Origin of the sequence: Mesorhizobium sp. M2A.F.Ca.ET.039.01.1.1, assembly GCF_003998035.1 — a bacterium.
Taxonomy (GTDB): Bacteria; Pseudomonadota; Alphaproteobacteria; order Rhizobiales; family Rhizobiaceae; genus Mesorhizobium.
Genome location: NZ_RZRY01000122.1, coordinates 1 through 12372, shown reverse-complemented (window position 1 = coordinate 12372; position 12372 = coordinate 1). Strand labels below are relative to the sequence as shown.

The window sequence follows — 12372 nt, the reverse complement described above, 5'->3', positions numbered from 1 at the left end:
CTCCCCTACTGCCCTACTGCCCTACTGCGAGCATCATGCCCTACCAATCCCCCATCTCTCCCGGCCGGTCCTGGTACGAGGATACGGTTGGACCCCGCCCCGAGTACTCGCCTCTCGACGGCGACCGGACCTGCGACGTCGTCATCATCGGCGGCGGCTTTACCGGCCTCTCGGCTGCAGCGCATCTGGCCAAGGCGGGCGCAAATGTCGTGCTGATCGAGGCCAATCGCTTCGGCGACGGCGCGTCCGGACGCAATGGCGGCCAGCTCGGCACCGGGCAGCGTGCCTGGGCGGAAGAGTTGGAGGCCGAATATGGCCTTTCCCGCGCCAGGGCGCTGTTCGACATGGCGGAAGAGGCCAAGGCGCATCTGCTTGACTTCGCTGCCACCAACACGATCGACATCGACTATATGCCGGGCCAGCTTTCCGTGGCGCACAAGAAACGTTACGTCGACGACTACAAGCGACACGCCGAGATCATGGCGAGCCGCTTCGGCTATCCGCATTTGAGCTTCATGGACCAGGCGGAGACGGCGCAGCGGTTGGGCTCGACGCGCTACTTCGGCGGCACCCGCGACATCGGCACCGGTCACATCCATCCGCTGAAGCTGGTGATCGGCACGGCGAGAGTGGCGGCCGCCGCCGGCGCACATCTCTTCGAGCAGACGCCGTCCACCGGCATAATTTCCAGCGGCGGCAAGGTGAAGGTCACGACGCCCAAGGGCACGATCACGGCCGACAAATGCCTGATCGGCGTCAATGCCTATGGCGGCAATCTCGAGCCGGTGAGCGCTGCGCATATCATGCCGATCGGCTCTTTCATCGGCGCGACCGTGCCGCTCGCTGCTTCCAAAGTGCTGCCGGGCGGCGAGTCCGTCGACGATTCCCGTTTCGTGGTGCGCTATTTCCGCAAGTCAAAAGACGGCAGGCTGTTGTTCGGCGGCCGCGAGGTCTATGCCGTCAACGATCCAAAGGACATCCATATCCACATCCGCAGGCAGATCGCCGAACTCTACCCGGACCTCAAGGATGTCGAAATCACGCATGGCTGGGGCGGCTATGTCGGCATCACCATGCCGAGAAAGCCGTTCGTGCGCGAAGTGATGCCGAATGTGATCTCGATCGGAGGCTATTCCGGCCACGGCGTCATGCTGTCGAACTTCTTCGGCAAGCTCTATGCCGAGACCGTTGCCGGCAATCGCGACCGCCTGAAACTGATCGAGGACCTGAATATCCCCCCCTTCCCGGGCGGCCGCCGCTTTCGCGCGCCGCTCTTGTTTCTGGCGCTCAGCTGGTTTGCGCTGCGCGACAGGATTTGAGGCTGGCGCGCGGTCGAGGCGCCGATTCGACGATGGCGGCTTCCACGAGGCAGGTTGTGGAAGCCTTAACGGACGCGCAGAATTTCGCAATCTGGCTCACTCATGCCATAATCAGCAGTAAAAGATGCGATCATGGGCGAAAATTCCGGGGATTTCGCGGGCCTTGTCCGCTGTGACTTCGGGACCGATGCCGATCGATGCCAACCCTCGCGGCAATGATCGAAAGAACGTCGGCCCGCTTGTTGGAGGTGGTTTGAGTGAACGAGCCCTTCAGTTTCGGCACGCCGGAACGGCAGCGCTTCACAATGCAGTTCGGCTATAACGTACGGCCATCCTTCTGGCAGAAGGTGCAGTCGAACGCGCATCTGGTCATTGCAGCGGTGGGCACGGTCGCGCTGCTCGGCGTGGCCGGGGTGGCGCTCTGGCTGTGCATTCCGGGCAGCGGCCGGCAGGTTGCCGCGGCCAGCGCCGAGCAGACCGTGCCGACAATCCCGGTGAAGACCACGAAGATCGCTCCGGTGGCGGCGGCGGTGACCGTGGCCCCGGCACCACAGGCCGCGCGCAAGGCGGATGCGGTTTCGCCGGCGACGGCGGCCCGCGAAGCCAACATTCCGGCGCTGGCGTCGAACAGCCCCCGCTGGACGGCTCCCGACTCCAAATCCCCGTCGGAGCCGGCAGGGGATCAACCAGCTCCATCGAAGCAGGCCGCCGAGCCTGGCGCTGCGCGATCAACCGACACGGCCTTCGCCGAACCAGCCGCGGAGAACGACGCCTCGGACGCACTGTCGCAGGTTGCCGCGCCCGCACCGTCGGGCGAGACGGCCGCGAAGACGCCGGGCGACAAGATGGACGGCGCCCAGACCGCCGCCATTCCTGAGGCCAAGCCACAGGCTCCCGATGCCGATCCGCCGGCAACCGATGACGCGGCGCAGTCCGAACCGAAACCTCAAAAGGTCGGTGCGGCCGCCAATGGACGCATCTTGAGGGCCGTCACCATGCGCTCTGGACCGAAGAAGGGCGCAGCCGCGATCGTCACCGTGCCAGCCAAGGCATCGGTGCAGGTGATGAACTGCAAGCGGTGGTGCGAGATCGTCTATAACGGCAAGCACGGCTGGGTCTACAAGAGCTACGTCAAGACCGGCGCGTGAGGCCATTGTGCCGGCGGCGCCCGCGGCCGAACCGCGATGCCGTCAGCCGCCGAAGAGGTGACGAAGTCCCTGCCGCCAGCGATCATGCCTGCGCTTTTTGACGAACTCCCGATGCTCCTCGAACGGCACTTCGAAAAGGCCGCAAGTCTGGCAGCCTTCCTTCTTCCCGCAAGCGGGGATCCAGCATTTCACATCATATGTCCAGGCGAGCGCCAAACGTTCCAGGTGAAGACTCGAAGAACTCTTGAGAAGGATGAGTTCGCCTGGCGCGGCAGTGCGCCTGAGATGATCGGAAACCTCTTTCGGCGTCCGCAGTTCCACGAACCGGCCGCTGTCGCGATCGGCCTGGCTGGCTTTCGAGCGATGGGCATGCTCCCCGACATAGATCACCTGGTCGGCAATCTCGCGCGCACTTTCATAGGCGCGCGCATATTTTGCGTTCGAGCCGGCAAAGTCCGACAGCTGGCCAAGCACGATCCGCTTTCGCCCAGCCGTTGATCTTGCCATCATGTCGAAGGCGAGCGACAGCGAATGCCAAGGGGCCTTGGCGGTGTCGACGACGAAATGCGGTCCTCCATCGACGACCAGGACGCGACAGCGGTTCGCCAACGGCTCGAATGCCGCGATCCTGTCCTCCACCATTCGCGCTGGTACGCCAAGCTCGAGAGCGGTCGCGGCCGCGGCAGCCGTCGGCAGCCAGAAATGCTCTCCCGGAAACGGCGTCTTGAGCTTCAACACCCCGGCCCGGCAGTGAAGCGTGAAGCTGAGCGTGCGCGGATAGGCGGCGCTGATGTCGGCGACGCGATAGTCGGCCGTTTCCGACTCGCCGAACGTGACGAGGCGATGCGCACCGCCGGATGCCATGGCCAATACATTGGGATCGTCGGCGTTCAGTACCGCCAGCCCGTCAGGCCCCAGCGCCTCGACCAAAGCGCGTTTTTCCCGAGCGACGTTCTCCAAGGCCTTGAAACTGGAAAAATGCTCGAGCTGCACCATCGTGACAACAGCCACATGCGGCTTGAGCAGCTGTGCCATGGGCCTGATCGTATCGACGCCGGAGGCGCCCGCCTCGAAGACGACATAGTCGACCTCGCCGTGCTTGTTCATGTGCCTGTAAAGTGTGCTGACCAGTGAATTTATCGTGTTGGCCAGAACCCGCGTGTAGGTCCGCCCGTGGCCGGCCAGAATGTGCCCGAGCAGGCTCACCGCGGTCGACTTTCCTGAGCTGCCGGTTACGCCGATGAAGGTGGCCTTGCTCCGCGCCCTTGCACGCCTCGCCCGGTAGATCTTGAGGCGTTGCCCCAGTTCCTTGCGAATTCTCCGCAGTCCGGCATTCATGGCACCCGCCCCATCCAGGCACCGTTATGCCTTTCGCCGGATCGTCAAGTCAAACTCAAGCCGCACGTCATCGACTAAAGCGCGTCGCGATCTTTCAGGCTCGCTCCCCGCGCTTTAGGTTTTGGTTTTACGCATGTCTTTATCCCGAAACCGGTTCCCATTTTCGGGAGACATGCTTTAGACACAGCGGCCGCCATCGACCTCCAGCGCCACGCCGGTGATGAAGGCGGCCTCGTCCGAAGCCAGCCACAGTGCCGCATTGGCGACGTCGAGCGGTGTCGAGAGCCGGCCGAGCGGAATCGAGGCGCGGAACTTCTCGCGTATCTCCGGCGTGTCGTCGCCCATGAATTTCTCCAGCATGCCGGTCTCTCCGGCAACCGGGCAAAGGCAGTTGACGCGAATGTTCTTCGGCGCCAGTTCGACGGCCATCGATTTGGTGGCCGTGATCGCCCAGCCCTTGGAAGCATTGTACCAGGTCAACCCCGGCCGCGGCCGAAGCCCTGCGGTCGAGGCCGTGGTCAGGATGACGCCGCCCCCCTGCCGGTCCATGATCGGCACGACGGCAAGCGCCGCATGGTAGATCGCCTTCATGTTGACGGCGGTGATCAGGTCGAAGGTTTCCTCGTCGACGCCCAGCATATCGCCGTTGCGGTGGGTGAAGCCGGCATTGTTGACCATGATGTCGATGCGGCCGAACGCGCTCTTGGCGGCGTAGATCATCTCGTCGAATTCGGAGCGCAGGGACACGTCGGTCTGGGTCCAGATCGCGTCTTTGCCGATCTCGTCGGCCACCCGCTCCGCGCCCTTGGCGTTGAGATCGGCGACGACCACGCGCGCACCCTCTTCGGCAAAGCGTTTCGCCATGCCCTCGCCGAAGCCCGACGCGGCACCCGTGATGATGGCGACCTTGTTTTCCAGACGCATGGCTTTCCCGCTCATTGGATTTCCGCAGCCATCTCCCTTAGCTTTCGTCACATTCACGTTCTATGGTGCAGGCGCGAACGCTGCCGGAAGCCATGGCTTGCCGATAAGCCTGCCGGCAGCGCGCGAGTGTCGGGAAACATGTGGACCGATGCAAGTGCAAGCGATTGGTCCTGCCTGTGACACCATGGCACTGGAAAATTTAAATCGATTAGAATATACCAACCACGCTGCCGCCATCAGGCATCAAATCGGACTGACCATGACCAGCCAGATCATTCCTGTCGATCCCTTCGACTTCATCATCTTCGGCGGCACCGGCGACTTGTCGGAACGCAAGCTCCTGCCGTCGCTCTACCATCGCCAGCGCGACCATCAATTCTCCGAACCGACGCGCATCATCGGAACGTCGCGCGCGAAGATGAGCGATGCCGAATTCCGGACCTTCGCCAAGAAGGCGATATCCGAGCACGTGAAACCGGAGGATGTCGATGCCAAGGAGCTTGAGACTTTCTTGGCGCGGCTTTCCTACGTGTCGGCTGACGCGACCACAGGCGCCGGCTTCGGCGAGCTCAAGAAGGCGATCGGCGACAGCGACCGGATCCGCGCCTTCTACCTTGCGGTGGCACCGGCGCTGTTCGGCGACATCTCGCACAAGCTCAAGGAGCACAAGCTGATCACGCCGAATTCGCGCATCGTGCTGGAAAAGCCGATCGGCCGCGACCTCAGCTCGGCGCGCGCCCTCAACGACGCGGTCGGCGGCGATTTCGACGAAGGCCAGATCTTCCGCATCGACCACTATCTCGGCAAGGAAACGGTGCAGAACCTGATGGCGCTGCGCTTTGCCAATGCGCTCTATGAGCCGCTGTGGAATTCGGCGCATATCGACCATGTTCAGATCACCGTCGCCGAGACCGTCGGGCTCGAAGACCGCGTCACCTATTACGACAAGGCCGGCGCGCTGCGCGACATGGTGCAGAACCATATTCTGCAGCTGCTTTGCCTCGTCGCCATGGAAACGCCGTCGTCCATGGACGCCGATGCCGTGCGCGACGAGAAGCTGAAGGTGCTCAGGGCTCTGAAGCGCATCAACGGCAACGGGGCGCCCAAGCATACGGTGCGCGGCCAGTATCGCGCCGGCGCCTCGGCGGGCGGTCCCGTCAAGGGATATGTCGAGGAACTCGGCAAGGATAGCAACACCGAGACTTTCGTGGCCATCAAGGCCGAGATCGGCAACTGGCGCTGGGCCGGCGTTCCCTTCTATCTGAGGACCGGCAAACGGCTCGCCACCCGCGTCTCGGAAATCGTCATCGAGTTCAAGCCGATCCCTTATTCGATCTTCGGCGACAGCGCCGGACCGATCTTCGCCAACCAGCTCGTGATCCGGCTGCAGCCGAACGAAGGCGTCAAACAATACATCATGATCAAGGATCCCGGCCCGGGCGGCATGCGCCTGCGCCAGATTTCGCTCGATATGAGCTTCGCTCAGTCCTTCGACACGCGCGCGCCGGACGCCTATGAGCGGCTGATCATGGATGTGGTGCGGGGCAACCAGACGCTGTTCATGCGCCGCGACGAGGTCGAGGCGGCCTGGAAATGGATCGATCCGATCCAGAACGCCTGGGAGAGCGCCAGGCAGGAGGCCCAGGGCTATACGGCCGGCACCTGGGGGCCGTCGGCCTCGATCGCGCTTATCGAACGTGACGGACGGACATGGCACGAGAGCAATTGAGCGAGGTCAGCTACGGCTGGAACGGCTTTGCCGATCGCCAGGATCTCGCGACGGCGCTTGCCGGTGAGATCGCGGACCGGTTGACCAGGGCCGTTGCGGAACGCGGCGCCGCGCTGCTCGCCGTGTCCGGCGGGACCACGCCGGCGAAGCTGTTCGCCGCGCTCTCGACGACGCCGATCGCCTGGGACAAGGTTATTGTGACGCTGGTCGACGAGCGCTTCGTGCCGCCGTCCTCGCCGCGATCGAATGCCGGGCTGGTGGCGGCGAACCTGCTGCAGAACAAGGCCGCGGCGGCGCGCTTCGTGCCGCTCTACCATGAGGCGGCAAGCATCGAGGACGCCGCGGCGGCGGATAGCGAAGCGCTGCGGTCGCTGCCCTGGCCGCTCGACGTGGTCATTCTCGGCATGGGCGGCGACGGCCACACGGCTTCGTTCTTTCCCGATGCCGGCAACCTCGAGGAGTTGCTCGATCCCGCGTCCCAGCGCATCGTGCTGCCGGTGCATGCGGCGAGCGGGGGCGAGCCGCGGCTGACGCTCTCGATGGCGCGCATCGTCGCGGCCGGCTTCGTCGCGCTCCATATCGAAGGCGAGGACAAGCGCACAGCGTTCAACGGCGCGATGGGTCCAGGCGCGAAAAAGCCCATCCGCAGCGTGCTCGAAGCGGCGCCGGGACGGATAGAGGTGTTCTGGGCACCCTGATTTCATTTGAGGACAGCCCGGTGGCAGGGGAGGACGCTTACCGGGCTTGAAAGGACGGACCATGACAGCCAGACGCGATATCGAAGCCATCACGGAACGCATCCGCCAACGTTCAAAAGCCGGGCGAGAAGCCTATCTCGGCCGCATCGCCGGAGCGTCAAGCAATACCGCCAATCGGGCGGTGCTGGGCTGCGGCAACCTCGCCCACGGTTTTGCCGTGTGCAGCCCGTCGGAAAAGATCGCGCTCGGCGGCGACCGCGTGCCGAATCTCGGCATCATCACCTCCTACAATGACATGCTGTCGGCGCATCAGCCCTTCGAGACCTTCCCGGCGCTGATCAAGGAAGCCGCGCGGGAAGCGGGCGGCATCGCCCAGGTGGCCGGCGGCGTGCCGGCGATGTGCGACGGCGTCACCCAAGGCCAGCCCGGCATGGAATTGTCGCTGTTCTCGCGCGATGTCATCGCCATGGCGGCGGCGATCGGCCTGTCGCACAATATGTTCGACGCCGCCGTCTTCCTCGGTGTCTGCGACAAGATCGTGCCCGGACTGGTGATCGCGGCGCTCACCTTCGGCCATCTGCCTGCCGTCTTCATCCCCGCCGGACCGATGACGACCGGGCTCGCGAATGACGAGAAGGCCAAGGTCCGCCAGCTCTATGCCGAAGGCAAGGTCGGCCGCGCCGAACTGCTGGAAGCGGAGTCCAAGTCCTATCATGGGCCTGGCACCTGCACCTTCTACGGCACCGCCAATTCCAACCAGATGCTGATGGAGATCATGGGCCTGCACACGCCGGGTGCCTCCTTCGTCAATCCGGGCACGCCGCTGCGCGACGCGCTGACCAGGGAAGCGGCCAAGCGGGCGCTGGCGATCACCGCGCTCGGCAATGCCTATACGCCGGTCGGGCGCATGATCGACGAGCGTTCGATCGTCAACGGCGTGGTCGGCCTGCACGCCACCGGCGGCTCGACCAACCATACGATCCACCTGATCGCCATGGCCGCGGCCGCCGGCATCGCGCTGACCTGGCAGGATATTTCCGACCTGTCGGAAGCCGTGCCGCTCTTGGCGCGCGTCTATCCGAACGGGCTCGCCGACGTGAACCACTTCCATGCTGCCGGCGGGCTCGGCTACCTGATCCGCGAGCTGCTCGACGAAGGCCTGCTGCATGAGGACGTGCAGACGGTGTGGGGTGAAGGCCTGCGGCCCTACGCGGTCGAGGCGAGGCTTGGCGAGGACGGCAGCGTGGTGCGCGAAGCGGCGCCGCTCGTGAGCGGCGACGAGAAGGTGCTGGCGCCGGTCAAGAAAGCCTTCCAGCCGACCGGTGGCCTGAAAGTGCTTGGAGGCAATCTCGGCCATGCCGTCATCAAGACCTCGGCCGTCAAACCGGAACGCCGCATCATCGAGGCGCCGGCAAAAGTGTTCGACAGCCAGCAAGGCCTGAACGACGCCTTCAAGGCCGGCCAGCTCACCGGCGACTTCGTCGCCGTGATCCGCTTCCAGGGCCCGAAGGCGAACGGCATGCCGGAACTGCACAAGCTCACCACCGTGCTCGGCATCCTGCAGGATCGCGGCCAGCGCGTGGCGTTGGTGACCGACGGGCGCATGTCGGGCGCTTCCGGCAAGGTGCCGGCGGCGATCCACGTGACGCCGGAAGCGGTCGAGGACGGCCCGATCGCCAGGATCCATGACGGCGACGTCATCCGGCTCGACGCCGATGCCGGCACACTCGAGGTGCTGGTGCCGGGAACCGAATTCGCGCTCCGCCGCACGGCGGACGCCGACCTCATCGGCAACGAGTTCGGATTCGGCCGTGAGCTGTTCGCCGGCTTCCGGCAACTGGTCGGCCGCGCCGACCACGGGGCGGCGGCATTCGGAAGCGCCTGACGTTGCGGGTTCAAAAGACAAAGGGCGGCTTTGAGCCGCCCTTTGTCTTTGTTCCGGCCGAAACAACTACTGCACGGTGATCTCGCTCCGTTCGCCGGCCTTGATCGTCACCGGCATTTCCTTGTCCTGGCCCTGGTCGGAGGCGTGCCGCACGACGACATAATCGCCGGCGGGAATCGTCTGCTGCCAGCTGTCGCCATAGCTCAAGCCCAGCGACTTGCGCTTGCCTTCGATATCCTTCTTCGACGAGAACACCTCGATCGAGTAAGCCCCTGGCGCCGACATGGCCAGCACGCCGGCGTCGAGCGTGACCTTGATGTCCTGGTTGTCGCCGGCCTTGATGGTGAAGGGCTGCTCGGCAATGGCAAGATCGAGCGTGGTGAGCGCGACATAGTCGTCCGGCGGCAGCCAGAACTTGCTGTCGGGACCATAGGAGTGCTCGACGCTCTCGCGGGAACCGTCGATCTTCTTCTTAGCCTTGACGATTTCGAAGCTAATGCCGGAATTGTCGGCCTTGTCACCGCCTGCCGTATAGAAGGCGTTGAGCACGGCGTGGCCAACGCCAACGACGACGTCCTTCTCGACCGTCTGTCCGGCAGCAAGCTGAATGGTCTCGGTTACCGTGCCGGCGCCGATCTGCACCGTCACCTTCTGCTCGCCGGCGGGGACAGTCGCCTTGGCGTCGCCATAGTGGGTGGTGCTGCCGCCCGGATAGGCGAAGTCGACACGCGCCTCGCCGCTGATCTCCGATCCCTGGCTTGCATGCGGATGGATAACCAGCGTACCGCCGTTGAGCGTGAACAGCGGCTTGTAAACCTGGCCGGCCTCTATTTTGATCTTCTGCTCGCTTCTTGCCTCGTCATCGCGGCCGACGACGATATAGTCGCCCGGTTCGAGATTGGTTTTCAGCTCGCCGTACTCGGTCATGACCTGATCGCCCCGCGAGCCGTCCGCATTGGCCTTGTAGATTTCCCAGGCATTGCTGTTGTCGGAGATCTCGGGACCCCCCTCGGCCATGACCACGCTCGGCATGAAATTGAATTCAGGCTTGGCGGGCTCGGGCGCTGGCGCGGGTGACGGAGCCGGCTCTGGCGCCGGCGCCGGAGCCGGAGCCGGAGCCGCCACGGTCTCGACCAGCGCGTCCTGCAGCGCCTTCTCGTCGGAGGCCTGGATGTATTTGCCGCCGGTGTTTTCGGCGAGGCAGGCGATCTGCTTGCCCTCGTCGGCGGTCAGGCCGAAGCCGACGACGTCGGCGGTGAAGTCGACGCCGCTTTCCTTGAGCTCCTTGCCGAGTGCGCAGGGATCGCCGCCGCAGGTCTCCAGCCCGTCGATGATCAGCACCACCGTTGCCTTGTCCTCGGTGTATTTCAGCGCCTCGGCGGCCTGCTTGACCGCGGCCGTGAGCGGCGTCTTGCCCAGGAATTTCATGCTGTCGGCGGCGGCCGAAATGGCGCTGGCGGATCCGGCTTGCGGCGGCACGATCAGCTCGATGTCGTCGCAGCTGCCCTTGGTGCGGTGGCCATAGGCCATGAAGCCGATCTCATCATCGGCCGGTACCGACTGCAGCACCGTGCGCAGCGATTCGCGCGCGATCTCGAGCTTCGGCTTGCCATCGATCTGGGCCCACATCGAACCCGATGCATCGAGGATGATGATGACCTTGTTGGCGGCAAAGCCGAAACTGGTCATCGACAAAAGGAAGGCCGCCGCAGCGACGCTCCGTATCAGTCCCGCCATGAAAATCTCCTGAGAGCAACCCTCGTCCGCGTTGCGAAAGCTATTTGAGGCGGGTCCTGGAAACAAGCCCGGCCGAGGGCGGAAGGCGGAGCGCTCTAATAAGTGGTGCGGCGCTCTTCCGATGGCGGGCGGCCAAACTGCAGCCGGTAGCTCTGCGCGAAATAGGAGTGCGAGGTGAAGCCGGTGGCGATCGCCACGTCGAGGATCGGCATGTTGGTCTGGCGCAGCAATTCGCGCGCCCGTTCGAGCCTCAGCCGCATGTAATAGCGACCGGGCGTCACGCTGAGGTGACGCAGGAAAAGGCGCTCGACCTGGCGCACCGACAGGCCCGCCGACTTGGCGAGCTGCACGGCGGACAGCGGCTCGTCGAGATGGTCGGCCATCAGCTCGACGATGCGCCTGAGCTTCTCCGACTTGCCGGTGAGATCGCGCTCCGGTCCGACGCGCTGGCGGTCGCCGGCCGAGCGGATGCGCTCGTGCTGGAATTGATTGGCGACGCCATTGGCCAGGTTGGAGCCGAAATCGCCGCGCACAATCTCCAGCATCAGGTCGATCGAGGTGGTGCCGCCGGCGCAGGTGTAGCGCTTGCGGTCGATCTCGAAGACATTGCCGGTGCAGTTGATGTCTGGAAAACGCTCCATGAAGCCGGCGCGGTTCTCCCAATGGATGGTGCAGCGGTAGCCGTCGAGCTGCCCGGCCTCGGCCAGGAGATAGGAGCCGACCGACAGCGCGCCGAGCGCATTGCCGCGCCGGCCCCAGCTGCGCAAAGCCGCCAGCACCTTGCTCTTGCCGGGGAATTCCGTGGTGAGCCCGACCGAGACGAACAGGATGTCGACCGGCGGCATGTCGGCGACCGAATAGTCGATCTTCAGCGGCAGGCCGTTGGAGGCCATGACCGCATCGCCGTCGGCCGAAATCGTCGTCCAGCCATAGAAGTCGCGGCCGAGCAGGCGGTTGGCCGAGCGGAAGCAGTCGATGGCGGCGGCCAGCGAGAACATCGAGAACTTGTCGACGAGCAGGAAGCCGAACTGACGGCCGCCCTGAACGGGATCGTTCGTGATCGGCCGTTCGACAGGAGCAGTAAGGTTCGGCAAGGATCTGCTTTCGATCAGAAGGACGGCCGCTTCAGCCCGGCCGCGAGGTAGGCGGAAGCTACAGTGTTCGCCATCAGCATGGCAATGGTCATCGGCCCGACGCCGCCGGGCACCGGCGTGATGGCGCCGGCGACCTTGGCCGCCTCGACATAGGCGACGTCGCCGACCAGGCGGCTCTTGCCTTCACCCTTTTCGGGCGCCGGGATGCGGTTGATCCCGACATCGATCACGGTGGCACCGGGCTTCACCCAATCGCCCTTGACCATCTCGGGGCGGCCGACGGCGGCGACCAGGATGTCGGCGGTGCGTGCCAGCGCCGGCAGATCCCTGGTGCGGCTGTGGGCGATGGTCACCGTGCAGTTGGCGGCGAGCAGCAGATTGGCCATCGGCTTGCCGACGATGTTGGAACGGCCGACGACAACGGCGTTGAGGCCGGAAAGATCCTTGCCGCGCACGCGTTCGATCAAAAGCATGGAGCCCGCCGGCGTGCAGGGCACGAA

Annotated in this window: 9 protein-coding genes and 1 pseudogene; 5 read left to right on the top strand and 5 right to left on the bottom strand. The window is 64.6% G+C overall.

The features are described 5' to 3' along the window. Positions 1-35: 35 nt before the first annotated feature. Both EOA24_RS12395 and EOA24_RS12390 read left to right on the top strand, forming a co-directional pair. Positions 36-1319, top strand: a complete 1284-nt coding sequence (locus tag EOA24_RS12395; RefSeq protein WP_126079089.1) for an FAD-binding oxidoreductase — start codon at positions 36-38, stop codon at positions 1317-1319. 257 nt (positions 1320-1576) lie between these two features. Then, entirely contained in the window at positions 1577-2467 is an 891-nt protein-coding gene (locus EOA24_RS12390) for an SH3 domain-containing protein (RefSeq protein WP_189353919.1), read from the top strand. Positions 2468-2509: 42 nt separating this feature from the next. On the opposite strand, the gene EOA24_RS12385 is transcribed toward EOA24_RS12390, so the two are convergent. Both EOA24_RS12385 and EOA24_RS12380 read right to left on the bottom strand, forming a co-directional pair. Further along, entirely contained in the window at positions 2510-3805 is a 1296-nt protein-coding gene (locus EOA24_RS12385) for a Mur ligase family protein (RefSeq protein WP_126079090.1), read from the bottom strand. Positions 3806-3982: 177 nt separating this feature from the next. Then, positions 3983-4729: an SDR family oxidoreductase gene (locus EOA24_RS12380; protein WP_126083533.1), complete on the bottom strand. Its 747-nt coding sequence runs from the start codon at positions 4727-4729 to the stop codon at positions 3983-3985. Between the two features lie 259 nt (positions 4730-4988). Here EOA24_RS12380 and zwf point away from each other — a divergent pair, with 259 nt between their 5' ends. From zwf to edd, 3 genes are all read left to right on the top strand, one after another. Beyond that, positions 4989-6458 carry a glucose-6-phosphate dehydrogenase gene (zwf, locus tag EOA24_RS12375; RefSeq protein WP_126079091.1) on the top strand — a complete coding sequence of 490 codons (1470 nt, stop codon included), beginning with the start codon at positions 4989-4991 and terminating at the stop codon, positions 6456-6458. Then, positions 6440-7156 (top strand): 6-phosphogluconolactonase, encoded by a 717-nt coding sequence (gene pgl / locus EOA24_RS12370; RefSeq protein WP_126079092.1) that lies wholly within the window; start codon positions 6440-6442, stop codon positions 7154-7156. Before zwf ends, pgl begins: the two co-directional genes overlap by 19 nt. A 61-nt stretch (positions 7157-7217) precedes the next feature. After that, complete coding sequence (gene edd / locus EOA24_RS12365) at positions 7218-9041, top strand: phosphogluconate dehydratase (RefSeq protein WP_126079093.1); 1824 nt, start codon at positions 7218-7220, stop codon at positions 9039-9041. A 66-nt stretch (positions 9042-9107) separates the two neighbouring features. On the opposite strand, the gene EOA24_RS12360 is transcribed toward edd, so the two are convergent. The 3 genes and pseudogenes from EOA24_RS12360 to EOA24_RS12350 form a co-directional block, all read right to left on the bottom strand. Beyond that, positions 9108-10778, bottom strand: coding sequence for a VWA domain-containing protein (locus tag EOA24_RS12360; RefSeq protein ID WP_127409817.1), 1671 nt, complete (start codon positions 10776-10778; stop codon positions 9108-9110). Positions 10779-10873: 95 nt separating this feature from the next. After that, complete coding sequence (locus EOA24_RS12355) at positions 10874-11872, bottom strand: GlxA family transcriptional regulator (protein WP_095819786.1); 999 nt, start codon at positions 11870-11872, stop codon at positions 10874-10876. Between the two features lie 14 nt (positions 11873-11886). After that, positions 11887-12372: pseudogene (locus EOA24_RS12350) on the bottom strand (bifunctional methylenetetrahydrofolate dehydrogenase/methenyltetrahydrofolate cyclohydrolase); the annotation flags it as partial.